21 protein-coding genes are annotated in these 25,361 nt (G+C 59.6%); 14 read left to right on the top strand and 7 right to left on the bottom strand.

Features of this window, described 5'->3' with window-relative positions:
- Window positions 1–8 precede the first annotated feature (8 nt).
- Window positions 9–1,511, top strand: coding sequence for an ABC transporter substrate-binding protein (locus tag NCHU2750_RS21725; protein WP_119943865.1), 1,503 nt, complete (start codon window positions 9–11; stop codon window positions 1,509–1,511).
- Window positions 1,512–2,137: 626 nt separating this feature from the next.
- On the opposite strand, the gene NCHU2750_RS21720 is transcribed toward NCHU2750_RS21725, so the two are convergent.
- Window positions 2,138–3,028, bottom strand: coding sequence for a LysR family transcriptional regulator (locus NCHU2750_RS21720; RefSeq protein ID WP_119943864.1), 891 nt, complete (start codon window positions 3,026–3,028; stop codon window positions 2,138–2,140).
- A 105-nt stretch (window positions 3,029–3,133) separates the two neighbouring features.
- On the opposite strand from NCHU2750_RS21720, the gene NCHU2750_RS21715 reads away from it, so the two are divergent.
- Genes NCHU2750_RS21715 through NCHU2750_RS21700 form a run of 4 tightly spaced genes read left to right on the top strand, consistent with a single transcriptional unit; the run spans window position 3,134 to window position 7,589 of the window.
- Window positions 3,134–4,450 carry an MFS transporter gene (locus tag NCHU2750_RS21715; RefSeq protein ID WP_119943863.1) on the top strand — a complete coding sequence of 439 codons (1,317 nt, stop codon included), beginning with the start codon at window positions 3,134–3,136 and terminating at the stop codon, window positions 4,448–4,450.
- Window positions 4,447–5,094 carry an HD domain-containing protein gene (locus NCHU2750_RS21710; RefSeq protein WP_119943862.1) on the top strand — a complete coding sequence of 216 codons (648 nt, stop codon included), beginning with the start codon at window positions 4,447–4,449 and terminating at the stop codon, window positions 5,092–5,094. The genes NCHU2750_RS21715 and NCHU2750_RS21710 overlap by 4 nt, the downstream gene beginning before the upstream one ends.
- A 49-nt stretch (window positions 5,095–5,143) precedes the next feature.
- Window positions 5,144–6,442 (top strand): MFS transporter, encoded by a 1,299-nt coding sequence (locus NCHU2750_RS21705; RefSeq protein ID WP_119943861.1) that lies wholly within the window; start codon window positions 5,144–5,146, stop codon window positions 6,440–6,442.
- 13 nt (window positions 6,443–6,455) lie between these two features.
- Window positions 6,456–7,589 carry a mandelate racemase/muconate lactonizing enzyme family protein gene (locus NCHU2750_RS21700; protein WP_119943860.1) on the top strand — a complete coding sequence of 378 codons (1,134 nt, stop codon included), beginning with the start codon at window positions 6,456–6,458 and terminating at the stop codon, window positions 7,587–7,589.
- 100 nt (window positions 7,590–7,689) lie between these two features.
- Here the strand turns inward: NCHU2750_RS21700 and NCHU2750_RS21695 are convergent, their stop codons facing one another.
- On the bottom strand, window positions 7,690–9,390 hold the full coding sequence (locus tag NCHU2750_RS21695) for a carboxylesterase/lipase family protein (protein WP_119944312.1): 1,701 nt from the start codon (window positions 9,388–9,390) through the stop codon (window positions 7,690–7,692).
- Between the two features lie 104 nt (window positions 9,391–9,494).
- On the bottom strand, window positions 9,495–11,057 hold the full coding sequence (locus NCHU2750_RS21690) for a carboxylesterase/lipase family protein (protein ID WP_119944311.1): 1,563 nt from the start codon (window positions 11,055–11,057) through the stop codon (window positions 9,495–9,497).
- Window positions 11,058–11,647: 590 nt separating this feature from the next.
- Here NCHU2750_RS21690 and NCHU2750_RS21685 point away from each other — a divergent pair.
- The 7 genes from NCHU2750_RS21685 to NCHU2750_RS21655 all read left to right on the top strand — a co-directional run bounded on the left by NCHU2750_RS21685 (window position 11,648) and on the right by NCHU2750_RS21655 (window position 20,178).
- Window positions 11,648–12,712, top strand: a complete 1,065-nt coding sequence (locus tag NCHU2750_RS21685) for an ABC transporter ATP-binding protein (protein ID WP_119943859.1) — start codon at window positions 11,648–11,650, stop codon at window positions 12,710–12,712.
- 75 nt (window positions 12,713–12,787) lie between these two features.
- Complete coding sequence (locus NCHU2750_RS21680) at window positions 12,788–13,834, top strand: extracellular solute-binding protein (RefSeq protein WP_119943858.1); 1,047 nt, start codon at window positions 12,788–12,790, stop codon at window positions 13,832–13,834.
- Window positions 13,835–13,840: 6 nt separating this feature from the next.
- The gene (locus tag NCHU2750_RS21675; RefSeq protein WP_119943857.1) at window positions 13,841–15,565 is read left to right on the top strand and encodes an ABC transporter permease; all 1,725 of its coding nucleotides are present in this window, start codon (window positions 13,841–13,843) and stop codon (window positions 15,563–15,565) included.
- A 110-nt stretch (window positions 15,566–15,675) separates the two neighbouring features.
- The gene (locus NCHU2750_RS21670) at window positions 15,676–16,389 is read left to right on the top strand and encodes an FCD domain-containing protein (protein ID WP_119943856.1); all 714 of its coding nucleotides are present in this window, start codon (window positions 15,676–15,678) and stop codon (window positions 16,387–16,389) included.
- 116 nt (window positions 16,390–16,505) lie between these two features.
- Window positions 16,506–17,921, top strand: a complete 1,416-nt coding sequence (locus NCHU2750_RS21665; RefSeq protein WP_119943855.1) for an MmgE/PrpD family protein — start codon at window positions 16,506–16,508, stop codon at window positions 17,919–17,921.
- 81 nt (window positions 17,922–18,002) lie between these two features.
- Window positions 18,003–19,049, top strand: coding sequence for an AbrB family transcriptional regulator (locus NCHU2750_RS21660; RefSeq protein ID WP_162939746.1), 1,047 nt, complete (start codon window positions 18,003–18,005; stop codon window positions 19,047–19,049).
- A gap of 58 nt (window positions 19,050–19,107) precedes the next feature.
- Window positions 19,108–20,178 (top strand): isocitrate/isopropylmalate dehydrogenase family protein, encoded by a 1,071-nt coding sequence (locus NCHU2750_RS21655; RefSeq protein WP_119944310.1) that lies wholly within the window; start codon window positions 19,108–19,110, stop codon window positions 20,176–20,178.
- A gap of 51 nt (window positions 20,179–20,229) precedes the next feature.
- On the opposite strand, the gene NCHU2750_RS21650 is transcribed toward NCHU2750_RS21655, so the two are convergent.
- The gene (locus NCHU2750_RS21650; RefSeq protein WP_119944309.1) at window positions 20,230–21,114 is read right to left on the bottom strand and encodes an alpha/beta fold hydrolase; all 885 of its coding nucleotides are present in this window, start codon (window positions 21,112–21,114) and stop codon (window positions 20,230–20,232) included.
- A 169-nt stretch (window positions 21,115–21,283) separates the two neighbouring features.
- Here NCHU2750_RS21650 and NCHU2750_RS21645 point away from each other — a divergent pair, with 169 nt between their 5' ends.
- Window positions 21,284–22,396: a tartrate dehydrogenase gene (locus tag NCHU2750_RS21645; RefSeq protein ID WP_119943853.1), complete on the top strand. Its 1,113-nt coding sequence runs from the start codon at window positions 21,284–21,286 to the stop codon at window positions 22,394–22,396.
- Window positions 22,393–23,421 (top strand): PdxA family dehydrogenase, encoded by a 1,029-nt coding sequence (locus NCHU2750_RS21640; RefSeq protein WP_119943852.1) that lies wholly within the window; start codon window positions 22,393–22,395, stop codon window positions 23,419–23,421. Before NCHU2750_RS21645 ends, NCHU2750_RS21640 begins: the two co-directional genes overlap by 4 nt.
- Window positions 23,422–23,424: 3 nt before the next feature.
- On the opposite strand, the gene NCHU2750_RS21635 is transcribed toward NCHU2750_RS21640, so the two are convergent.
- The 3 genes from NCHU2750_RS21635 to NCHU2750_RS21625 form a co-directional block, all read right to left on the bottom strand.
- Entirely contained in the window at window positions 23,425–23,964 is a 540-nt protein-coding gene (locus tag NCHU2750_RS21635; RefSeq protein WP_119943851.1) for a chromate transporter, read from the bottom strand.
- A 1-nt stretch (window position 23,965) separates the two neighbouring features.
- A complete protein-coding gene (locus tag NCHU2750_RS21630) occupies window positions 23,966–24,526 on the bottom strand; it encodes a chromate transporter (RefSeq protein ID WP_162939745.1) in 561 nt (186 codons plus the stop codon).
- A 76-nt stretch (window positions 24,527–24,602) separates the two neighbouring features.
- Complete coding sequence (locus NCHU2750_RS21625) at window positions 24,603–25,358, bottom strand: SDR family NAD(P)-dependent oxidoreductase (protein ID WP_119943849.1); 756 nt, start codon at window positions 25,356–25,358, stop codon at window positions 24,603–24,605.
- Window positions 25,359–25,361: the final 3 nt, after the last annotated feature.

Genomic DNA, 25,361 nt, shown 5'->3' with positions numbered 1-25,361 from the left:
AGTGGAATATGAAATCGACTACTCTCATCGCAGCCCTTGCCGGGTTCAGCCTCGGCCTTCTTTGGCTCGCAGCGCCCTCTCAGGCCGCCGAAAAACCGCAGATCGTCATCGACCTTGTCAATGAGCCTTCCACGCTTGATCCGCAATTGCAGTGGAACCCGGACAGCTATTTCGTCTACCGAAATATCTTCGACAACATCGTCACCCGCGACAATGCCGGCAAGATCGTGCCGCAGGTGGCGACCGCATGGAAAAACGCCTCCGACACCAAGGTCGTGTTCACCCTGCGCCATGACATCCGCTTCCATGACGGCTCGCCGCTGACCGCCGAAGACGTCGTCTTCAGCGTTAACCGCATCATCGATCCAAAATTTGCAAGCCCGCAACTCAGTCAGTTCAACAGGATCGACAAGGCGGAGGCGAGTGGCCCACACGAGGTGACGTTGACCCTGAAGCGGCCCTATCCGGCGCTGCTTGCGGCACTTACCAATTTGTCGATCGTGCCGAAACATGTGGTCGATGCCGTCGGCAATGCCGCATTCAATCTCTCACCGGTGGGATCGGGGCCCTACAAGTTCGTCAAATGGGAAAAGGGCGTTGCCGTGACGCTCGCCCGCAACGACGACTATTGGGGCCAGAAGTCGAAATTCCCGGTCGCCGTGTTTCGCGCCGTTCCGGATGGCTCGACCCGGCTTGCTGACATCCAGTCCGGCACCGTCGATTTTGCCCGCGCGCTCACATCCGACCAGGCGAGCCAATTGCAGGGTTCGCAGAATGCCAAGGCGATCCCGGTTCTGACCGAACGCCTCGCCTATGTCCGCATCAACCCGAACAAGCCGCCCTTCGACAAGCTGGAACTGCGCCAGGCGCTCGCCTACGCCATCGACAAGGACGGCATTACCCAAGGCATTCTGGGTGGGCTGGACAAGCCGATCGCGCAAATGGTGACGCCGGCACATTTCGGCTGGAGCGACAAGATTCCGGGCCTTCCCTTCGATCCGCAAAAAGCCAAGGCCCTGGTCTCCAAGATCGGCGCGCCGCCGAAATTCCAGTTCACCATCGGTGCCTTTTTCGACCAGCGCGTCGCCGAAGCCATCCAGCAGGAATTGCAGGATGTCGGTTTCGCGGTGGAAATCGCCAAGGTCGATACGCCGACCTTTCTCCAGCTGATACAGAAAGGCCCGGCGGATGGCCCTACGCTCGCGATCAGCACTTCCTCCTGCAGCTGCCAGGATGCCGACGGCGCGCTGAACTCGCTCTTTCATTCCGGCAGTACCTGGACGATTACTTCCACGTCGGAAATCGACGCTTTGCTGGATGAGGCCGGCTCCTCCTCCGATGAGGCCAAGCGATTGGCGGATTATGAGAAGATTGGCCAATTCATCGCCACCGACATTCCCACAGTGCCGCTCTACCAGATGGCCGCGATCTATGGTGCGGCCAAGAAATTGGAGTTTACGCCAACCCCGAACGAAAGTTTCTTCCTGAACCGGGCCGGCTGGCAGGACTGAAGGGGTCGGGGTAAATGGCGGCCAACACCATGTCCTTCCCAAGCGGTGCAGTAAGGCGTCCCATTGGAACGATATGAGGCGTGCGTTGGGATATCGGCATTGTTGCTTGGCCTGACCATCATTCCCGCGCTAAGGCGGTGGCTGGCGATCCCGCCTCTTCGAGGTGATGTGCCGTCGGCGCTCGGCGGCGATTTGAGGCAGGCTGGGCTGATGCTGATGGCATCACTTTATCGGCAATCGCGGCCCTGGGCTATCGGCCTTTGAGCTTCTTCAGCCTGATGGCACGCCGTCTGATCCAAATGGCCGGCATCCGCCGGCCGCTTCAACGTATATATCCGTCCGCCGCCGCGGGTGGATTGATCATGACCATTGCCGATTGGTAGGCGGGACTCTGAATATTCCGGATCAATTCCCCCGGCCTTCTGGCGACGCCACTCGGAGCACCTTGCTTGCTGTTCCCGTTGGAGCTCAGATAACCGCTGCTATATCTGCATAGAGAAACGAATTGTGTCATCGGAGAATAGCTCTTGATGAAGATCGAACCGATACCCTTACCCGGCAAGCCACGCTAAGCTTCCACGAGAGGTCTTATGTAATCTCACCGCCATGCTCGTCCAGATTGCGCGTCAAAAGTATTGCAATCTTTCGCAGGTTCGTTCGATCGTCCGCAGCAGCGCCGAGCTCCTTGCCTGGTCGGCAGTTGCCCGGTCGGCGAGGTAGACATGTCCCGTCCGTAATTCCGGTTCGGGCATGAGCCGCTGGAGAGCGGATCGCTGCGGATAGGCATCGATCGCCTTTGCCGGAAAAATGCCAACGCCGAGACCGGCTGCGACCAACTGCAGGGCAGCATTCAGGCTTGAGCAGACGCAGACCTTGTCCGGCGAAATCTTGTCCTCGGCAAACCAGGCGAAGGTCGCCCGATACATCGCCGTCTGCGGCGGAGTCGTGACGATGGTGTACTTGGCAAGATTTCGCGGAGTCGCTTCGATCTTTCCGAGAGCTGCAGGAGCCGCCCATCCGTTAGGCTGCGGGCCGAGGGCCGAAAGACGCACGCCTTTCAGGCTCAAGGGATCGACCAGGATCGCAAGATCGAGTTGACCTTCGGCGAGTGACTGTTCAAGGCCTGCGCTGGTCGCGATTACCCATTCGGGGCGAAGGAGCGGAAAATCCTGCTGCAGGTCCTCAACCATGGCTGCCATGCAGGCGACGGCAAATCCCTCCGCCACCCCTATCCGCATCAGGCCGCCGATATCGGGAACGTCGGATTGCGTGACGAGCGCATTATAGGCATCGAGCACGACCTTCGCCCGCGCCAGATAGGCCTGGCCATATCGCGTCACCCGCACTCCGCGACCGTGCCGCTCAAGAAGCGGCGATCGCACGGTCGCCTCGATCTGCTTCAATCGCAGTGACAGCGTCGGCTGTGTGACGTTCAGCATTTCCGCCGCCCGTTGCACGCTTCCAAGCTCGGCTGTCCAGAAGAAAGCTTCCAGCTGCGGCACCGACGGACGACTCATTGAAAAATCCTATCTTATGGGCGAATTCAAACCAATTGGACGAAATGAACTTATGGAATGATTATGCGTGCCAGTTCGTGGTTTCAAGAGGAGGGGAGGTCTCGAATGAACAGACGACGCATATGGATCGCACTGCTGATCTTTTCGGCGGTGGTTATCAATTACGTTGACCGCATCGCGCTTTCGATCGCTTCGAAACCCATAGCGGCGGAATTCGGGTTCACACCGGTGCAGATGGGGTATCTGTTTTCCGGCTTTCTCTGGACCTATGTGGTCTGCCTGATCCCGCTTGGCCTGCTGGTCGAACGCGTCGGCCCCAAGCGCATGGTTGGCGGCGGTATTGCGATCTGGTCGGCCGCCACCGCATTGACCGCGGCAACGGGCGGTTTCGCATCGATCTTCTGTGCCCGTCTGGTGATGGGTGCGAGCGAGGCATCGACCTTCCCGGCCTGCGGCCGCATCATCCGTGACTGGTTCCCGCAGAAGGAACGCGGGCTGGTGACGACGCTGTTCAACGGCGGCTCTTCGGCCGGCCCCGCGATCGGTGCCATCGCAACAGCCGGTCTCGTCGAGTATGCCGGCTGGCGGACGGCTTTCGTTGTCCTCGGCATTGTCGGTTATATCTGGCTCCTTGCCTGGCTCTACTGGTTCGCATCGCCCGAAAAGGCGACTTGGCTTTCCTACACGGAGCGCCAGAAGATCATCCGCGAACGCAATGGCGATGAAAAGCAGGTCGTTCCGGTCGCCACTGCCCGGCCTTCGACGCTGAAATATCTCCTGTCGCAGAAAAGCATCTGGGGTCTCGTCGTCACCCAGGCCTGCCTTGTCTATACGGCCTATCTGTTCCTGACCTGGCTGCCGAGCTTCCTTCAGTCGACCCGTGAACTGTCGACGATGAACACGGGTTATCTGACCGCAGTTCCCTATCTGATCACCATCGTGCTCGGAGTGACGATCGCCTGGGCAAGCGACAAGATCCTCTCGTCGGAAAGCGTGCGCGCCGGCCGCAGACGCAATTTCATCGCCGCCATGGCGGTACTGTCTCTGCTCATCCTGCTTGCGCCCAATGTCGGCGATCTCTGGGAACTGCTTCTCGTGCTGACGCTGGTGTTGACCGGCTCGACAACCGGCGCCGGCCTCAACTTCACGCTGGCGAGCGATCTGTTGCGCAATCCGGCCGACGTTTCGCGTGTCATCGCCATCACGGCACTTGGCGGAAACCTGTTCGGCCTGATCGCACCGATCATCACCGGTTACGTCGTGGCCGCCACCGGCGGATATTCCGGGGCATTCGGTGTCGCCGCAGCCCTGCTCGTGGTCGGCGCCATCGCCACACTGACAATGACCCGCAGACCGATCGAACCGGAATTCGATCCCGCAAGGGACTCGGCTTCGCTTCCAGAGGACATGGTAAGAGCATGACATATCACTACGCGACGTTGCGGCGGCCGATCAGCGACGAGACCAGGGCCTGGGTGAGCGAGGATTTCCCGGAAATCGCACTCATTCAGAACGAGGACCTTCGCACCAAGGTCATCGAGGCCTGGAGTTATGCGCTCTGCTGCTCCGGCTTTGCCCGAATCACCCACATTCCCCCGGATGGTAATCCGGGGTCTCCGGTCCTTAAGGCCGGAACCCAGGCCGATCATGTACGTGGCGTGCTGCGGTATGCACGCGCCATCGCCCGCGAGTTCGAGGAAATCTATCCGCAGGTCTCGATCGACTGGGACATCCTGATTGCCGGCGCCGCCTGCCACGATGTCGGCAAGCCTTACGAGTTCGACGAGCAAAACCGTGCGCGCTGGGCAGCCTCCCCCGCACAGGCCGGCGCTCCGACCTTCCGCCATTCCGTGTTCGGCATGCATGTCTGTCTCACCGTCGGCCTGCCGGACGAGGTCGCGCATATCGCCGTCGGTCACTCGTTCGAAGGCAATCACATGGGCGTCAGCACCGAATGCATGATCGTCCGTCAGGCCGATCACGGCTGGTGGCATGTCGCCGGCGCTCTGGGCCTGATCCGCGAAGACACGATGTCCGGTCTCGCAAGCAATCTGAGAAGCCGCTGAACTTCCGGCCGCAAGAGGCCGACCAAAAGAGGATCCTGGGAGGAATTTGATGAACGAGAGACCGGATATCATCCGCAAGGCAGCGATACGCATCCTGCCGATCCTAATGCTGTGTTACCTGGCGGCCTTTCTCGACCGCGTGAATATCGGCTTTGCGGCGCTGACCATGAATGCCGATCTCGGCTTTTCCGCGTCCGCCTTCGGTTTCGGTGCCGGGATTTTCTTCCTCGGTTATGTGCTTTGCGAGCTGCCGAGCAACCTGATGCTGGCGCGCGTCGGTGCGCGGCTGTGGATCGCCCGCATCCTCGTCACCTGGGGGATTCTTTCCGCCCTCACCGCCTTCGTCTGGAGCCCGTCGAGCTTCTACATCGTCCGCATCCTGCTCGGTGCGGCCGAGGCCGGTTTCTTTCCGGGCATGATCTTCTACATGACGCTCTGGTTCCCCAAAGCCTATCGCGGCAGGATGTTTTCCACCTTCAACGTCGCCGTTCCCCTGGCGTCGGTCATCGGCGCTCCGCTGTCAGGCCTGATCCTGCAGGGCTTTGAAGGCGTCTGGGGCCTGCATGGCTGGCAATGGATGTTCATGATTGAGGGCATGCCGGCCGTCATTATGGGGTTTGTCGTTTTCTTCTTTCTGAAGGACAGCCCAGCATCCGCAACCTTTCTCGACGAAAGCGAGCGCCGCTGGCTGACGGAGCGGCTTTCCGCGGAACGCTCCGAACGTGAGAAGGTCGAGCATTTCTCCGTCGGCCGCGCCCTGGTCGACCCCCGTGTCCTGCTGATGTGCCTGATCGCCGTCGGCCTCGTCATCGGAACGACGGGGATTGCGATCTGGATGCCGCAGTTCATCAAGCAGTTCGGTCTTTCGACCATGCAGACTAGCCTTGTCGCCGCCATCCCCTTCGCCTTCATGGCCGTCGCGATGATCACCGTCGGCCGCCACTCCGACAAGACAGGCGAGCGTGTCTGGCATACGGCGGGCCCTTTCCTCGTCAGCGCTTGCGGCTTCCTGATCGCCGCCTTCTCCTCAAGTCCGATCCTTGGCGTGATCGGCCTGACGATCGGCGCCGCGGGCATTGGCGGCGCTTCGCCAACAATCTGGATCTTCCCCTCGACGCTTCTGACCGGCACGGCAGCGGCGGCCGGCATCGCGCTGATCAATTCCGTCGGCAGCACCGGCGGTTTCTTCGGCCCGACGATCATCGGCTGGGTGCGCGATACAACCGGCGGCTTCCAGGGCGCGCTGATCTTCCTCGCCGTCGCCATGGCCATCACCGCCATCGCGATCTTCATCCTTGGCCACATCATGCGGGACATGATCCGGCCGAAGTCGCAGAAACACGCCTGAACGGAATGCCATTATGAAGATTACCGAAATCCGCCTTTACCTCCTTTCCGCGCCGCTGGATGAACCGATCGGCAATGCGCTCGTCTTCTTTGCCAGCCGCCAGACCCTGCTGGTGGAGATTGTTGCCGGCGGCCTGTCCGGCTGGGGTGAGGCCTGGGTCGGACCAGCAACGGCTGCAGCAACGATCGAACATCAGCTGTCACGGCATCTGATCGGCAAGGACCCGACCGAGATCAGTGCTCTCTGGCAGAAGATGCGGGAGGCGAACGAGGGGGACGCCGTAATGCCGGCAATCGCGGCAGTCGACATGGCACTGCACGACCTCACCGCCAGCGCCTGGGACATGCCGCTCTGGAAACTGCTTGGCGGCGCGCGGCGCGACAAGGTCCTCGCCTATGCGAGCGGCCCCTTCTTCAAGCCGGGCGGCCATCCTTACCGGGATTTCGGCCGCGAACTCGACGGTTATCTCGAGCAGGGTTTCAAGGCGTTCAAGCTGAGAAGCGGATACGATCCTGTCGACGATGTTACAGCCGTAATGAATGCGCGCCGGCAGATCGGCGCGGATGCCGACCTGATGATCGATTTCAACCAGTCCTGCACACCGCGCCGTTCGATTGCTACCGTTGCGAACATGGAAGAAGCGCGGCTTCTTTGGGTCGAGGAACCGGTTCGGCCGACCGATCTTGCCGGGTACCGTCTGGCCTCATCCCATATCAAAACGGCGATCGCCGGCGGCGAGGCGATATTCAACCCCGCCGGTTTCCTGCCTTTCCTGGCCGATGGCTCGATGGACGTTTTGCAGCCGGATATCGCCATCTGCGGCGGCCTGACCGGCGTGTCGCAGGTCGCGACGCTGGCCGCCATGTATCTTCGACCTGTTATCCCGCATGTCTGGGGAAGCACGGTGAATTTTCACGCGGCACTGCATCTGATCGCCACCCTGCCGCCCCACCGTGCGGGCGGCAGGGATCCCTACCCCTATATCGAATTCGACGTCGGCCCGAACCCGCTGCTCGATCTCGCCGGTCGGCCGCAGCTGGATCAGGATGGAATGGTGGCCGTCCCCGATCGGCCCGGTCTCGGCATTAACCTGAAGGCGGCGGATCTCGAACCCTACACGACGGAGCTGCGTACCATCCGGGCTTGATCTTCCCGAAATCCCTCTCCGGGCCGCGTTCAGTCACTCCCGACGCTGGGTCCCGGAGCAATTGCCGGCAGGGTGACCTGCCGGCATCTTTTTTTGGAGTTTATTTGCCGGCAACCGGATCCTTCAGCTTGTTGACCCGCAGGATCGTATCGCGGTTCAGCTTGTCACGCTCCGGATAGGGCGTGCCGGTGACTACCGTGGCATAACCGTCGTGGAAGCGCATGAAGGAGCCGTCATTGGCCGCGGAAGCCTGCGGCCATTTCGTCAGGCCCTTGCCGTTCGGATTGCCCGTCTTCACGAAATTCGCGAGATAGGAGGACATGGCCTCCGCCATCCGGAAATCGGCTCCCGTCCAGAAACGCTGGCCTTCCTTGTTGCGCAGCGAATTGAAGAAATACCAGAGGTCGGACGAGTGGAAGGAGCCGTAAAATTCCGAATTGCGGCCGGGAGGCGCGTTGTTGAAATAATAGGCGTAGATATTGAAGTCCTTGTTGCGCTTCTTGGCGGCCTCGGCCGACAGCAGATAGGCTTGCAGATTGTAATCCGACTTGGCCCGCAGGCTCATGCGATAGGCTTCGAGGGGACTGGACGGCCGATAGACCTGTTTCCAGGCCTCGTCATATCCGAGCTTGCCCATCGCCTCGGTAAATTCCGCATCGGTCATCGCCTTGTCCGGGCCGCCCATCAGCGATGTATATTCGTCCGACGTGCCGCCCATCATGATATCGATCCCGTCCAGCGCATGTGCACGCAAAAGATCGATCGACTTGTCGGTGAAGACATAGCCATCGATGGCATGCTGGGCTGGAATATTGGCCGCCTTGTGCAGCGCCTCGTAAAGCTGCGTCTTGCCATCGGCCGCCGTCTTGGAGATGAAATCGTCGGTCGGAATGGCGCGCAAGTCAGCAAGGCTCATCGGCTTGCCGAATATCTGTTCGATCGCCTTGGCATTCTGCTTCTCACGATCGGCAAGCGGTGTCATCGGCGATGGCAGAAGGCCGGTAAAGCCGCTTTCAATGACCGCCCGGTGGAACAGTCCCTTGGCGAGCGGCGAACGCAGAAGCATGGTCGAGTTGCGCGCACCCGCCGACTGGCCACCGATCGTGACATTCTTAGGATCGCCGCCGAAGCCTGCAATATTCTCACGCACCCATTTCAGCGCCGCGATCTGGTCCAGCATGGCATAATTGCCGGAGACCTTGTTCGGGCTTTCGGCTGAAAGTTCAGGCAGCGCCAGGAAGCCCGGCACGCCGGTGCGATACTGGATGGCCACCACGACAATGCCCTTGGCCGCCAGTTTCGACGCGTAAAACTCCATTTCGGAGCCGTAACCGTGATGGTTGCCGCCGCCATGGATCCAGACATAGACCGGCAGTTTCTCACTCTTGCGGTGCGCCGGGGTCCAAACATTCAGGTTGAGGCCATTTTCACTCGCCTTCGGCAGGAAAGCCGGGTCGAAATAGAATTCGTCGCCCCAGAACTGTCCGGTCGGATTGCCGTGAATATCCTGCAGAACCTGGTCGCCCCAGCTATCTGCTTTCTTCACACCCTCCCATTTGACGACCGGCTGTGGCGGCTTGAAACGGTTTTCACCACCCGTCGGGCCGGCGAATGGAATCCCTTTGAACACCTCGACGCCAGCGACATCGGTATCGACACCGCTGACTTTCCCTCCCTCTACGGAGACAACACCGATCATCATGTTAGCCGCCATGGCGCTGCAGCTGATCATCGCCAGCGCACCTGCCAAAGCCGCCGTGGCGATAAGGCGCAGAACGGCGCCGTCGTTTGAATTCAGCATAAGGATCTCTTCCCTGCTTTTGAGATATTGCGGAAAGACCATAGGGCCATCGAAGCCGAGCGCATCTGCTCGACACGCCCAGTGATCGGAATGATGGGGCCGTCCTAAAGAGCGCCCGTCGCCTGCATGACCTTACGGTCAAGGTCTATCGCCACGCGTGGTTTGGTGTCGAAGACCATGGTTGCAGGCTTGTCAGTCGTATAGGCCGGCCATTCGGGCAGGCCCTTGGCACTTGGCTTACCCGTGCGGGCAAAGTTGACCCAGGCCTGGCTCATCTTCCGCGAGAGCGCGAGTGCCTCCTTGCCGCCACCGGTCGCGGTTTTGACAAGGCCGGCATTGGCGAAGACATAAGGCAGCTCGGAGCAATGCCAGGACATGGCGATGCCGTCGAGTACCGGCGATTCATAGGCAAACATGTAGGAGTAAACTGGTGCGCCATCTTGCTTGGCCTTGAGATCCAGATCCCTGATCGCGCCGACCCGGTAGCGGGTGTCGACGAAATAAGCATCCGCCAACGTCTTCTCCGGATAAGCGGCGAGGAAGGCCTTGCCGACTGCCTCGCCCTTGTCACCAAAACGCTCCTTCAGCTTTGCCGAAGCTTTGGCGTTGTTCCAGCCGTTCTTGTTGTCGGCAACGAGATCTCCCACTTTGCGGGTGATCACGGTCTCGAACTCGTTCAGCGTATCACCGACCATCAGCGGAATGTCCTTGGCCTGGTCAACCCACCGTGAACCGACCGGGTTTTCCGGGATATAGGTGCCATCAGCGACTGGTGCGTAGCGAGCATCCCTGGCCCCTTGTGAGGGCGCGTCCTTCAGCGCCTTGTCGGATGCAGCGAGCAGCGCGTAGTAATCGACGCTCGCGAGCTTATCGACCTCTTCCGGCTTCAGGCCGAGATTGGCGAGTGTCAACTCGGCGACCTTGGCAGAGGATGCCTTGTCTGTAGTCGAATCGAGGCGCGAGCCGCTCTGGACGATCGCTTTTTCAAATAGTCCCCTCGCAGCGGGGGTCCCCATCAGCGCCCGGACCTTGTAGCCGCCGCCCGACTGGCCGAAGATCGTCACATTGTTGGGGTCGCCACCGAATACCTCGATATTCTGGTTGACCCATTTCAGGGCCGCGACGAGGTCCGTGATGCTGGCATTGCCGGAATTCTTGTACTTGTCGCCATAGGCCGACAGGTCGAGGAAGCCGAGCACGTTCAGACGATGGTTGAGGGTTACTACGACCACATCGCCGGTCTTGCTGAGATTGTGGCCGTCATAGGAAGTCAGCTCGATACCCGAGCCGTTAGTATAACCTCCACCATGGATCCAGACCATGACCGGCCGCTTCTTCCGGTCCTTGATGCCCGGCGTCCAGACGTTAAGGAACTGGCAGTTCTCGCTCATCGGCATGTAACGATGCGGATTGAACAATTCGTCGCCGGCCACACCCGTCATCTGTGGAATAAAGCAATTTTCGCCATAAGTCACCGCCGGGCGAATGCCCTGCCACGGCTTGACTTCTTCCGCCGGCATGAAGCGATCGGCGCGGGCATAAGGTACACCAAGATAGCTGTAGACGCCGTCGTCCACCGAGCCAAGGAGCTTGCCCTTGTCGGTTTCAACAACGGTTTTTTTGGTCGTTGCAACAAATTGATCTGCCGCCACAGGCAGCGCCTGCATCACAAGCGAGATGATCGCCGTGAGCCCCACCCAGAGAAATACACGCCGGCATCTGCTCGTCAAAGACAGCGTTGGCATCAGGCATCCTCCCATATGATCCCGACATTCGTTCAAAAAGCAGCATCGAAAATGCCCGTTCCAATCCGACGGGCATTTTCGGATGAAAGTACGGTATCTGGTAATCTGATAGGTGTAATCCAAGCCGACGCTGGCACTCCTCCCGGCCGGCATGCATTCCCCTCCGGGGAAGATATTTGGCGCAGAAACTGAGACTGTCCAATAAGGAATTATCGACGGCCCATATTGATTTCTTCAATCTGTTGGCGGGCCTCCGGTTCTAGGCAGTCGGCCCATAGTCGTCCGATAGTAACCCCGGCCTCTCTCGATAATTTTAGACAATGCCAAATCCGGTCGCAGCCAGCCGGAGAGAAAGCCCTGCGTATCGGCCGCCGCGTTTGATCGATCGTAGATGATTAGATCGTCAGTTCACATGAATGAGAGACTCGACTTTCTGTGAACGTTCTTTTGTTGACAATTTGCAATTTAGGGGCCAGTGTTTCCCCACTTGAGGGCAATCAATGGGAGGTTGAATGTCATTTCTCGAGCTGTCCGGCATCGTCAAACGTTACGGCGCCCTTACTGTCATCAAAGACCTGAACCTGTCCGTGGACAAGGGCAAACTCGTCTGTCTGCTGGGACCCTCGGGATGCGGCAAGACTACGACGTTGCGGATCGTTGCCGGCTTTACCGGCATAAGCGGCGGTGCGGTGCGTGTGGGCGGAAAGGTCGTTTCCTCGGAAAACTCGACCGTCCCGCCGGAGGGGCGCAACATGTCCATGATTTTCCAAAGCTATGCGCTCTGGCCACACATGACAGTCTTCGAGAATGTAGCCTATGGCCTGCGGTTGCGCAAAATTTCCGCCGAGGAAATTGCCAAACGCGTTCGCGGTATACTTGCCGTCACCAAGTTGGAGGCGCTGGAGAGCCGCTATCCAGGAGAGCTTTCGGGCGGGCAGCAGCAGCGCGTCTCGCTGGCACGCGCGCTTGTGGTCAAGCCGGAAATTCTGCTGCTAGACGAACCGCTTTCCAATCTTGACGCAAATCTGCGTGAGGAAATGCGCTTCGAGATTAGGCGACTGCATGACGAATTCCGCTATACGACTGTCTATGTCACTCATGATCAATCGGAAGCCATGACGACCGCCGACGTCATTGTCGTCATGAACAATGGCCGCATCGAACAGGCCGGATCGCCGGAAGACATTTACGCTCGCCCGGAAACCGAGTTCGTGGCACGCTTCATCGGTGGCACCAACATCTTCACCGGCAGGAAGGTTGCCCAGGATACACTGCTGTGCCCAGGGGACTTCACGTTGAGATCAGCTAGCGGATCCCTGCCTGCCAATGGTGGCGGTGGCGCCATTTCCGTGCGTCACCATGATATTGCCTTGTCGCCCGACCGGCTTTCAGAGACGAACTCCGTGGTCGGCAGGGTGGAGCGCCAAGTCTATCTCGGCTCGCACCGCGATTACCTCGTTCATATACCGGGAGGAGAAACGGTTCGCGCCGTGGCGCCGGTCAACGTGGAAATCTCGACGGGTAGCGATGTCTGGCTGCATTTCCCGCCGGAAAGCTGCCGCGCGCTGGCGCAATAGGAGGCTCGTCGATACGGCTGCCGGAATGACGGCCGCTCAAGCAATTTCCAGCATGTGAACGGGAGGAAGTCGCATATGTGGAAAAGTGCATTATCAGCAACATTGGTCATCGCGGGACTGGCGATGGCATCTCAAGTGAAAGCGCAGGCTCCTGAGCCCTACGCGATCACGCCGGAGTTGATCTCGGCAGCTCAAAAAGAAGGAAAGGTCGTCTTCTATACGGCGACCGACGTTGCCGTTGCGGAAAAACTCGCCGACCTCTTCAAGAAGACCTATTCCGGCATCGACGTACAGGTGGAACGCGCTGGAGCCGAGCGTGTGTTTCAGCGTATCGGGCAGGAAATATCCTCAGGCATCAACAATGCCGATGTGATCGAAACTTCGGATGCGGTTCATTTCTCCTATTTCAAGCGGCAGGGATGGCTGGCGCAGATGCTGCCGAAAGAGGTGGCCGACAAATGGCCGGAGGATGAGCGAGATCCGGATGGCTATTTTGCCGCCTATCGCGCCCATCTCTCGGTGATCGCCTATCGGACAGACCTGATGTCGGAGGCCGATGCGCCGAAGACATGGAAGGATCTTCTCGACCCGAAATACAAGGGCAAGATGGTCAAGGCGCATCCCGGCTACAGTGGCACGGTGATGACGGCCACTTATGTGCTGCAGGATCTTCTCGGATGGGATTATTTCGAAAAACTTGGGCAGCAGCAGATCATGCAGGTCCAGTCATCGACCGAACCGCCCAAGAAGCTTGCCCAGGGCGAACGTGCGCTTGAGATCGACGGCAACGAATACAACATCTTCCTGCTGCAGGAACAGGGCCAGCCCATCAAGATCGTTTATCCGGCCGAAGGCACGCCTCTGGTGGTCGGAAATGCGGCAGTGTTGAAAAACGCCCCTCACCCGCAGGCCGCCAAGCTTTTTTACGCGTTTCTTTTCTCGCGTGAAGCACAGCAGGCCAACAGCGATGTCGGAGGCTTGCGATCCTTTCATCCCGACGTGAAGGAAAAACCAGGCAGGACACCGCTTTCGAAGATCAAGCTTCTCCATTCCGATCCGGCCAAGCTTGAGCCGATGATCCAGGAGATCAAGTCCAGCTACGAAAAGTATTTCGGGACGTGATTTGAGATGACAGACCTTGCTTTAAGCATTTCGGAGGGTCGGCGCCATCGCGTCGACCTGTCGATCCCCACCTTCGCGCTGTTGGCATTGCTACTGAGCGTGCTGGTCATCCTGCCGCTGTTCTGGATCATCTACTACGCTTTCAGGAGCGACGCGACGGGAGGGGTGACTTTCCAGAACCTCGCGGCTCTCGTGAGCGACAGGACATTATTGCGTGCCTATGGGCTCGCGATTGGAATGGCCTTCGCGGTCGGCATACTGTCCTGCGCGGTGGCCACACCAATGGCCTGGCTCGTCGCGCGCACCGACCTGCCCTGGCGCAAAATGATCCGCATGCTGGTAACGGCATCCTTCGTCACGCCGCCGTTCCTCGGTGCGATCGCCTATGAAATCCTTGCCGCACCGAATAGCGGGATCATCAACGTGATCTATCGCAAGCTTTTCGGCCTCGATGCATCGGCGGTTCTGGTCAATATCTACACCATGTCCGGACTGGTTTTCGCGATCACCTGTTTCACCTTCCCCTACGTCTTCACGCTCGTCGCCAATGCCTTGGACAAGGTGCCATCCGATCTTGAGGATGCATCCGCAATACTCGGCGGCAGGGCATTGACGACCCTGCGCAAGGTCACCTTTCCGCTTGTCCTGCCTGCCATGCTCGCCGGCACGCTGATCGCGATCCTGCAATCCCTGACGATGTTCGGTTCACCGGCCATTCTTGCGCTGCCCGCCGGATTTCACGTCATAACCACAAAAATCTGGAGCCTTTTCCAGTTTCCGCCTCAACTCGGCCTGGCAGCAGCGTCCGCCATCCCTCTGCTTGTCATTACTGTCATTCTGCTGCGTGCCCAGAAAATGCTGCTTGGCCGAAAAGGATATACGGTGCTTGGCGGCAAGAGCGGTTCGCCGCGCATCATCAAGCTCGGCAAGTGGAAGTGGGCGGCTTGTCTGTTCGTCTTCGCCATCCTGTCGCTGACAGTCTTCCTGCCCTACGGAGCCATCCTGAAGACTGCCTTCACCGGTGCCGCAGGCGACGCACTGGCCTGGGACACGATCACGCTTAAGCACTGGAAGTTCGTGCTGTTCGAATTCTCCGCCACCCAGCTTGCGCTGCGCAACACCTTCATGCTCGGCATCCTGACCGCGACCGCCGTGACCTTCGTTGCACTCGTGACGGCCTATCTTGTTACTCGCCGCTCGATACCCGGTGCCAGATATCTCGGTCTCCTGGCCACCGCGCCGGTTGCCATTCCCGGAATTGTGCTCGGTGTCGGCCTATTTTTGAGCTACGCCAATCCGACCTTCCAGCTCTATGGCACGATCTGGATCCTGTTCATCGCCTTCATGACGATAGAACTTCCGGCGGGTTATCAGCAGATGTCCTCCTCCTTTGCCGGCGTCCATCCGGAACTGGAGGAGGCAGGCCGGATCATGGGCGCATCGAGATTGCGCACGCTGTGGGATATAACGGCGCCGCTGTTGCGCACCAGTGTCATCGCCGCCTGGTGCTTCGTCTTCGTCGGCACGATCCGCGAGTTGTCGGCCACCATCTTGCTGACGACAGCCAATACGAAGCTCGTGTCGGTGATCATCTATGATTTGAACGAAAGCGGGGATCTTGGCGCAATATGCGTTTTGGGGATTATCCTTCTGGTTGCATCTTTCGCCGTCGTCTATATCGCCAATACAGTGCCGGTTCTGGGTAGATCACAGGAGGCTCCGCGTGGATGACGCCATCCGAAGGATATCGGGACCATTGGATTGCTGGCGATAGAATCGGATCGCGACAACTGGTATGAACTGCCAAGGGGCGGCCCTTCGGCCGCCTGAAAGCCTGCAGGATGCGCGACGACAACATGGCGAAAATACCCGAACCGACCCAGAGCATGGCAGCAATCGATTTTCTGCGGACACGTTCGCTGAGCAATGTCGTGCAGGCGGAAATCGAGCGGATGATTATCGAAGGCGAGTTGAAGCCGAACGAACGCATCAACGAGAACGGCTTGTCGCAAAAGCTTGGCGTCAGCCGTGGACCGATCCGCGAAGCTTGCAGCGCGATAGCCGCAATGGGGCTTATCGAGATCATCCCCAATCGGGGCTTTTTCGTTCGGGCACTGACCAACGACGAAGCGCAGGATCTGTCACAGGCACGTGCCGGTGTTTTCGGTTGCATGGCCATGCTGCTCGCCGAGAGGATCACTGACGGCGAACTCAAGGTACTTGCCGGCCTGCTGGGCAAGATGGATGCTTTTGTCGAAACGGGTATCGTTCATGACTATTACCCGATCAACCTCGAATTCCATCGCCAGATCGCGCATATGGCCGGCAACAAGCGGCTGGAACAGATATACCAGAGCTTTGTTCGAGAACTTCACATCCAGCGTTATCGCGCCTTGTCCAGCCCCGACGTCCTTCATGTTTCCAATGCCGAGCACAGGGCTATTTACGAGGCGTTGAAGGAGCGTGATCCGCTGAAGGCTTTCGTCGCAGCCCGTGCGCATATCAGCAACGGCATCGTGCGCACCCGCATCGCGGGCGAACCCGACACGAATTGATATCTGGCCGATACGAGGCCATTTGGTCGGCAAGAGATGTTTCGTAATAAAAAATTGTTGACAATTTACAGATGACATTGCGTTATGTGCATACTGTTTGCCTGGGAGGAGCAGCCATGAACCAGAATGCCAAAGTCGATGTCGAGCTGACCCGCTATGTCGCGGACTTTATCGTCAATGCACGCGCAGACGACCTGCCGAGTGACGTCATCGAAATCGGCAAGAAGTCGATCCTCGACGGATTTGGCCTCGCCGTATCGGGCTCGGTGGCAAAGAGCGGCGAACTGGTACGCCGCCACCTTTCGGACCTCAGCCTTGGCGAAGGGCCCGCCACAGTTATCGGCGGCGGGCGGCGCGTCGCACCCCGGTTTGCCGCCTTTGCGAATGGCGTCGGTATCCATGCGGATGACTATGACGATACCCAGCTCGCCGTTGCCAAGGACCGTGTCTACGGCCTTTTGACCCATCCCACCGCGCCGGCGCTTCCTGCGGCATTCGCCGTCTCCGAAATGACCATGGCCAGCGGTCGCAATTTCATGTTCGCCTATCATCTTGGCGTCGAAGTGGAATGCAAGATCGCCGAGGCGATCAATCCGCGCCACTACCAAACCGGGTTTCACGCGACCGCCACCTGCGGCACCTATGCCGCCGCCGCCGCGGCCTCCAGACTGCTCGGGTTTGACGCCGGGACGACGCTGCGTGCCCTATCCGTGGCAGGCAGCCAGTCCGCCGGCCTGCGCGAAAATTTCGGGACGATGACCAAGCCCTTTCATGCAGGCCGTGCTTCCGAAAGCGGTGTGGCTGCCGCCCAGTTCGCTTCCTATGGATGGACGGCGACACCGAAAATCCTGGAAGCGCCGCGCGGCTTCTTCAGTGCTGCCGGCGGCGGCTACGACATCAATGCGATCCATGGCAAGCTGGGCATGCCATGGACATTTTCTGATCCAGGCGTCTCCATCAAGCCGCACCCGTCCGGCTCACTCACTCATCCCGGTATGACCGAGATGCTGAGATTGATCCGCGAAAACGGTATCCGCGCCGAGGATGTCAAACATGTCCGCGTCGGCACCAATTCCAACATGCCGAACGCGCTGATCCACCATCGGCCGAAGGATGAGCTCCAGGCAAAATTCTCCATGGAATTCTGCATGGCTATCCTGCTTCTCGAAGGGCGCGCCGGGCTTGCCGAGTTCACCGACGAGGTGGTCGCGCGCGACGACGTCAAGGCGATGATCGAGAAGGTGGATTTCGTCGTCGACGACGTTGCGGAAGCTGCAGGCTATCACCTGATGACGACGATCATCGACATAGATCTGAATGACGGCCGTCGAGTTTCTGGTCGCGCCGATTTCGGCAAAGGGTCGCCAGCCTTCCCGATGACCTATGACGAGGTCGCCGCCAAGTTCCGTGAGAACGTGACTTTCGCCGGCATGTCGGGCGACCGAGCAGAAGAGATCATCGAACTGGTGCGCTCGGTCGATAGTCTCACATCGCTCGATCGGTTGTCCGAACTCTTGATGACGGTTGCTTGATCGGAGCAGGCGGCAATGCCCGGCAAAAGCCCTTCAAGCGGTGGGGTAGCGGTAAAGGGAGTACGCCGAAGCGCTTTGCGTATGGCGTCGACACTGGCTGCAGGAGCGTGCGGGGCGCTCCTCGCAAAGCTCGTGGGCGTTCCCCTTCCCTTTCTGCTCGGGCCGCTGGTGTTCGGCGCGGCGGCAACACTTGCGGGTGCACCGGTGCTGACGGTGCCTTATGGTCGTCAGATCGGCCAGGTCGTGGTGGGCGTCTCGATCGGCTTGCGCTTCATACCGTCCGTGGCCGTTGCCACCTTGACCCTGATCCCGGTCATGGTCGCCGTGACTGTTCTGGTCATCGTGGCGACATCCATTGCAGCGCTTCTGCTGATGCGCCTCGGCGGGGTCGATAGAGAGACGGCATTTTTCGCCACTGCCGCGGCCGGACTTGCTGAAATGGCAGTCGTCGCACAGAACAAGGGGGCCAATCCGGATATAGTTGCCGTCGTACACCTGATCCGTGTGACGTCGATCGTAACCAGCGTGCCGATCCTGCTTGCCATTTTCGGCCACCCCGGCGATGTGCCGCCGGTGGCGGTACCACTTGCGGCAGAGTTGCTGCCACTCGCAGGTCTGCTTGTGGTCTCGGGCATCGCAGCCTATCTCGTCGCACCTTTCGGCATGCCGAATACTTGGCTGCTGATCCCGACGCTGATCGGAGCCTTGGTCGCACTATCAGGTTTTGGCCCTTTCGCGGTGCCGAAACTGCTGCTCAATCTTGCCCAGATCGTTATCGGCACCTGGATTGGTTGCCGCTTTCGCCGGGAGATTGTCGCAAGGCTGCCGCGCGTCTCGCTGGCGGCAGTGGCGACGACGGCGTTTCTGCTCGCCTCTGCCGCCCTGATCGCATCACTGGTCTGCTGGATGACCGGCCTTCCGTTCAGCACCGCCTTCCTGTCGATTTCACCGGCAGGCGTGACGGAAATGGTGTTGACGGCAACCGCCATGCACCTCGACGCTGCAACCGTCACCGGTTTTCAGATCATGAGGATAGCCGTGGTGATGACAACAATTCCGCTGGTGTTCCGGCTGTTTGCTTATCTGTCAGCCCCCGATGCAGATCGCATCGACGCGCCGCGGCCCTGAACATCCAACTGTCATCGGCAACACATGGCGCAGAACACTCATGGAGGAGGAAGACGCGATGAACCATCTGACCCTTGGTATCCTGAATGGTGACGACATTGGTCACGAAATCGTGCCCGCTGCGGTCGCCGTGGTGAAGGCTGCCGCAGCGCGAACCGGACTTGCGATCGACTGGCGGCCCATGCCTATCGGACGCAGCGCGCTTGATACGGAAGGCTCGACATTTCCCGAGGGCACCATCGAGGCGCTGATGAAGATGGACGGTTTCATCCTTGGCCCGATCGGTCATCAGGCCTATCCCAAGGTACCCGGCGCCATCAATCCGCACCCGATCCTGCGCAAGCGGTTCAACCTCTTCGCCAATGTTCGCCCAACGCGCTCTTATCCGGGGCTCGGCGCCATCTACGACGATATCGACCTTGTTATCGTTCGCGAGAACAACGAGGGTTTCCAGCCGGATCGCAATGTCGTGGCCGGTTCCGGTGAGTTTCGCCCAAGCGAGGACATGACCATTTCCGTCCGCGTCATCAGTCGGCTTGGCTCCTCGCGTGTCGCGCGTGCCGCCTTCGAGATCGCCCGCCAGCGCAAGAAAAAGTTGACGCTGGTACATAAGAACACAGTTTTCAAACTCGGCTGCGGCATGTTCGTCGAGGAATGCTATCGCGTTGGCAAGGAGTTTCCCGATGTCACGGTCAACGAGGTTATCGTCGACACAATGGCCATGCGGTTGATCCGCGATCCCCAGAGTTTCGACGTGATTGTCACCACCAACATGTTCGGTGACATCCTGACAGATGAGGCGGCCGGGCTGGTCGGCGGCCTTGGCATGGCGCCAGGTCTGTGCATTGGCGAAGGGGCCATCGCCATGGCTCAGGCAACCCACGGCTCGGCGCCCGATATCGCCGGAAAGGGCATTGCCAATCCGTTTGCGATGATCGAGTCCGGCCGGATGATGATTGAATGGCTTGGGCACAATCGCGGCCTGCCACAGGCAATAGAGGCAGCCGCAATCATGGAAAAGGCGATCACGGCAGCACTTGCCGATCCTTCCACCAGAACCCGCGACATCCGCGGCACCGGGAGCACCACGGACATGACCGATGGGATACTGCGCCATATCGGCGCCTGAAGGTTGGAGTGCCCCTCGCCGGGACGCTTTTCTGGCGAGGGGCCTTCCGGATCACGCTGTCGGTCCGGACCCGGAAAAAAAGGAGAGGAAGGGTGCTAGAACATTTTCGGGACGTTCCTCGGCCGGATAATGCCCGCTCGGGATGGACCAGCCCCGCAGGTCAGGCGCCCATTCGGCCCAGGCTTCCATCGGCCTGAAATGCCGGCCGCAATGGCTGTTGGAACCCCAGAGAACCATGACCGGGCATTCGATCTTGCGTTTACCGTAGTCGGCACTATCCATCGCAAGGTCGATGGAAACAGTCGCTCGATAGTCCTCACAGACGGCATGGATCTGTTCCGGCGTCGTGCAGCGCTTGTATTCGGCCATCGCCTGCGGGTCGAAGATCGACAGGCCGACGCCTTTCTTGTTCAGCTTGTAATCGATGTAATAACCGAGATCGCCGCAGATTAGCCGCTCTGGAAACGGCGCCTTCTGCGCCATGAAGAACCAGTGGTAGGCTTCTAGCCCCCAGCCCAGCGTCACATGGGTCAGGGCATGGTGGGTCGGTACGATGTCGAGGGCGGCAAGCCGTTCGACCTTTTCGGGATGGTCGAGCGCCATACGGAAACCGACCCGTGCACCACGATCATGCCCCGCCACCTGGAACCGTGAGAAGCCGAAATGCCTCATGACCTCGACGTTGTCGTCGGCCATCGCACGAAAGCTGTAGCCGGCGTGATCGAGGCCACCATCGGGCTTGGAGCTATCGCCATATCCACGGAGGTCCGGTGTCACGACGGTGAAATGCCTGGCAAGTGCAGGCGCAATCCGGTGCCAGCTCACATGCGTCAGTGGGTTGCCATGCAAGAGAAGCAGCGGCGGGCCGCTGCCCCCAATGGCAACATTGATTTCAGCACCGCCGGTGGCGACACGAGCATAGTGAAAATCACGCATGAGCGTTCGGTTCGGCGCTTCACCAGCAATGAGATTTGTCTGTGCCACGATAGAACTCCTCCCATGTCATAAGTCTTCCTAGCTTGCCAAATTGTCAACAGTTTATAATTGACAATTTTTTATTGATGCCGCATAGCCGATGAGGACATGGATTGGGAGGAGACAGGCCATGGTGAGCAACAGTCTGAAGATCGCGGTCATTCCCGGCGACGGGATCGGTCTTGAAGTCGTGCCCGAGGGGTTGAAGGTGCTTAAAGCGGTGGCGGAAATCCACGACATTCCGCTGCACTTCGACGGGTTCGATTTTGCCTCCTGCGCCTATTACCAGAAGCATGGCAAGATGCTGCCGGATGACTGGAAGGATAAGATCGGCAACCACGATGCGATCTTCTTCGGCGCGGTTGGCTGGCCGGACATCATTCCGGATCATGTCTCGCTCTGGGGATCGCTGCTGCAGTTCCGCCGGGAGTTCGATCAGTATATCAATCTGCGCCCCGTCCGTCTGATGCCGGGCGTGAAATCACCTCTGGCCGGTCGGGCGCCAGGCGATATCGACTTCTGGATTGTACGCGAGAATACCGAGGGTGAGTATTCCTCGATCGGTGGGCGGATTTATAACGGCACCGACCGCGAGATTGTCGTGCAGGAGACGGTGATGAGCCGCATCGGCATCGACCGCGTACTGAAATTCGCCTTCGAACTAGCAAGCCGGCGCGAGGCAAGGCATGTCACATCGGCGACCAAGTCGAACGGTATTTCCATTACCATGCCCTATTGGGACGAGCGCATGGAGGCGATGGCGGCGAGCTATCCGGATATTCGCTGGGACAAATATCATATCGACATTCTCTGCGCCCATTTTGTCCTCAATCCCGACCGGTTCGACGTGGTCGTCGCCTCCAACCTGTTCGGCGACATCCTGTCCGATCTTGGCCCTGCCTGCACCGGGACAATTGGCATTGCGCCTTCCGGAAATATCAATCCGGAGCGCGATTTTCCCTCGCTCTTCGAACCGGTGCATGGATCAGCACCGGATATCGCCGGCAAAGGCATTGCCAATCCTGTTGGCCAGATCTGGGCCGGTGCGATGATGCTTGACCATCTCGGGTATCCGGAAGCCTCTGCAGCCATCGTCTCGGCGATCGAAGACGTCGTCCAGGATCCGGCGACCCGCACCCGCGATCTGGGCGGGACCGCCAACACTGTCGAGTGCGGCGACGCGGTCGTTGCGGCACTGCAGGTAGCAGCGGGTGCGGGCACCTCGCGGAGGAAGGCATCATGAGCATAGAAAGCCGTCCGATCATTGCCGTGACAGCGGGTGATTGCACCGGTATCGGCCCCGAACAGACCGCCCGCGTATTAAGCGACGGGCGCCTGTCGGATGCGGCGCGGCTGGTGGTCGTTGGAGACCGACGGGTGCTGGAACTCGGCGCCGGGCAGGCGGGTGTATCGCTCTCGCTTGTCAGTTATGAACGACCGGCGGCGGTTGACTGGAACCGCACGGGCGAAGTGCCGCTGGTCGATCTCGGCAACACCAACCCGGAGTTTTATCCACCAGGCGTCGTCAGCGCCAGATCCGGTTTTGCCACCGGCGAGACGTTGTCGAGAGCGATCGACTTTGCCATGGCAGGCGAGGTCGATGCCATCTCCTTTGCCCCGCTCAACAAGCGCGCCATGTACAATGGCGGATGGAAATTCCCGGACGAACACAAGATGTTTGCCCATATTCTGGGGCACACACGCTATTTCAGCGAGATGAACGTGCTCGACGGGCAGTGGATGTCGCGGGTGACGAGCCATGTGTCCCTGCGCCAGGCGCTTGACCAGATCACCGAGCAGTCGATCAGCGATGCGATCGTTCTGGCCACCGAAACGATGAGGAAGGCGGGCATTGATAGACCCCGTCTTGCCGTCGCGGCGCTCAATCCGCATGCCGGCGAGAATGGTCTTTTCGGTCGCGAGGAGATCGACCTCATCCGGCCCGTGGTGGAGAAGATGGCGGCGCGTGGGTATGATTGTGCCGGTCCCTTCCCCTCCGACACCGTCTATATCAAGGCTTTTGCCGGTGAGTTCGACAGCGTTGTCGCCATGTACCACGACCAGGGCCAGATCGCGACGAAGCTGCGAGGCTTCAATCGCGGCGTGACTGTGACGGCAGGCCTCGACGTCGTGTTTACCACACCGGCACACGGTACCGCCTTCGACATCGTCGGCAAGGGCATCGCCAGTACCGGCGCGCTGGAGGCGGCAATCAGGCTTGCAGCCAAGCTTGCAGGTGCACGCTCGGCCGAAACCGCCGCTGCCTGACCACTATCCGAAAAAGCTCGCTGCGGCGACGGCAACGGCGCCGCCCAGAGCCAGCATCGCAACAACAGGAAATCGCGGCGCAAGATAAAGCAGCAGACAGGATGCGCAGGCCGTAGCCAAGGCGAGCGGGCCACCGCCGCTAACCCTGAACAATGACATCGCACCCGCCATGATCAGGCCGGTGCCGACCGGCGCCAGCCCTTCCCGCATCGTCTTGTGCCAGCGTTTTTCACGATGCGCGTTGGTCAGCCGGAAGACGGTGTAGCACAGCAGTGAAGAGGGCAGAAACAGGGCGAGCGTGGCGACAGCCGCACCCGTCCAGCCGGATACCTTAAAGCCGATGGCAGTTGCCAGCATGGTTCCTGGCCCGGGCGCTGCCCTGGAAATCGCAAAGAGATGCACGAACTCCGCCTCGGAAATCCAGTGCTGAATCTCGACAGTCTGGTGTTGCGCACCGGCGATGATCGCTGCACCGCCGCCGATCGAGGTCAACGAAAGCGGAATGAAGATGAGAGCCAGATGAAGCAGAACGTTGTCGCGCATCTCAGCCTCTTTTCCAGGCGAGAAAGATGCTGACTGGCGACAACGCCAGTACGACGGGGATCAATGGCCACTGCAGCACGCCGACCATAACGGCGGTGGCCGCGGCGATGACCGCGAAGGGTGGAAAACGCATTGCCCGACGTACCCCGCGAATGCAGTTCATCAGCAAAAGGCCAATGGCTGCAAAGGCGATGCCGTTGAAGAAGATAGGCAGTAGGGCCAGATCAGCGAAGTAATCGAACAACGCATAAAGTCCCAATACCGCGAAAAACGGACCAACAAGAAAACTCGCAAGACATGTCACGGACCCGGCCGGCCCACGCAACTGCTCTCCCAGGCAGATGATGAGGTTGACCACATTGGCGCCCGGCAGCATCTGGGCAATAGCAAGGCTCGCGGCAAAATCATCGTCGTCCACCAGCCGGTGGCGCTGCACGAACTCCTGATAGAACCATCCAGACAATCCGCCGCCAAAGCTGAGCGTACCGATCTTGAGGCATAGCAGACAAAGAAGGGAGAGGCTCGCCTTCTCGGGATGAGCGGGGGAAGAGACAGGAGACATTCGCATGACCGGTATTGTGGGTGCTGATCTGCTGACCCGCACCTGGCTTGACGATTCGCAGCCTGTCACATCCAGGCTATGGAAGGAATGCACCGCCGTTGACATGCAGCGTTTGGCCCGTGGTGAAACGCGCCTGCGGGCTGGCCAGATAAGCCACGGCCGCCGCGACCTCTTCCGGTGTTCCACGACGACCAACCAGCGTCCTGGTGGTCTGGTGATGGGTGGGATTGCTGGCACCGGCATGCTGGCGGTTGGTATCTATCATCCCCGGTGAGACGAGATTGACGGTTATGCCATACGGACCGAGCTCGTGCGCCAAGGCCTTTGTCAGCCCATCCAGCCCTGCCTTGGCAGCGATTACGTGAGCGCGATGCAAGGCACCCAGATAGGCCGTCAGGCCGCCAATATTGATGATGGTACCCTGCCCGCTCTTCTTCAACGGAGGAATGGCGGCCTTGCTCATCAGGAACGCACCATCGAGAGCGATCCCCATCACTTCACGCCAGTCGGAAAAAGCGAGTTCCTCTATCGGCGTCTCGCGGCGCACCGCAGCATTGTTGACCAGAATGTCGAGCCGGCCAAGCGTTGAGCCCACCTCGTCGACAAGGCGGTCAGCGTCGTCTTCCTTCGACACGTCTCCGAGAAATACGGCCGCCGTTGAACCTGCCGCCTCGATCTCGCGTACCACCGTCTCAGCGGCCGATCGGTCGGAGCGTGCAGCAACTGCAATGACGGCACCTCGTGCCGCAAGCGCAAGTGCGATCGCCCTGCCGATATTGCGTGATGCGCCCGTTACGAGCGCAACACGCCCCTGCAAATCCTTCTCAGTCATTCA

Source organism: Neorhizobium sp. NCHU2750 (assembly GCF_003597675.1).
Classification (GTDB): domain Bacteria; phylum Pseudomonadota; class Alphaproteobacteria; order Rhizobiales; family Rhizobiaceae; genus Neorhizobium.
The sequence above is the reverse complement of the archived record's forward strand: the minus strand, read 5'-3'. Positions and strand labels throughout refer to the sequence as shown.